Source organism: Oleiphilus sp. HI0125, assembly GCF_001635355.1.
The window spans coordinates 1-811 of the sequence record NZ_LWGF01001384.1; the positions used below are offsets into that span (position 1 = coordinate 1).

1 protein-coding gene is annotated in these 811 nt (G+C 48.0%); it reads right to left on the bottom strand.

All coding sequences use genetic code 11. The features are described from left to right. Window positions 1-66: 66 nt before the first annotated feature. The coding region (gene gspJ, locus A3762_RS23735; RefSeq protein WP_068757961.1) for a type II secretion system minor pseudopilin GspJ at window positions 67-811 on the bottom strand (745 nt) is incomplete at its 5' end.

The following is an 811-nucleotide window of genomic DNA, read 5'->3' on the forward strand; positions in this document are numbered from 1 at the left end:
TTAATGCGACACCACGCTGCTTTACGAGCGAGCCTTTAAACGGGGAAGATTGCGAGAATCCTAGCATCATAAATTCCCGCCTGTGATGCCATTATCAGGTGACGAATTTTGCTCTCCTGCGCCATTGTTAGAGGAACCCGTCCCATCTGAGTTGCCTTGATCACCACCGGCATTTTGATCATCACTATTTTCACCCTGCCCTCCATTCCCGCGCTGAGAGTCAATAAGCGTATTTTCCAGGTAATTCGGTAGCTGAAAAAGGCGAGAGATATTTCCGTAGCGAGGATGAGAGAGATTGATTTCTACAGCTTTTGGCAGCACTACGAAGCGGCGCATATTGTCTAATACAGAGTCGTCAACCTCGAACTCTTGAGGTGGCCACTCGTCCACCCATGCATCACTATCATTGAGGTAACGAACAGAGAAAGATTCAACATCACTTAAAAGTCTTCGCGAAATCGCCTCCGAATCCTGGGCGCGGTCAAGAACCTTCCAATAACGCCTTATCAAATCGCCATCATCGATTGAATAAGCGACTCGCTGCGTATCTGAACGCTCTTCCTGAATTGGGTTTCGCCATCCAACACGCGTCAATTCGACGACATCAAACTCATCACCTGAAAGTAAGGCGGCAGAATAATCACCATATTCGTCTCGAATTGCACGGGGAACGACCTGTTGGAAGTCGCGAGCGATAAGTAATTGAGCACGTTGCAATTGCGACAAACTCTCTAAACTTTCCTGACCCAACTCGTAGGTGCGTATTGCAGTATTCAGCAATTGCCATGCCCCTAGGCCGATCAATGCAGTA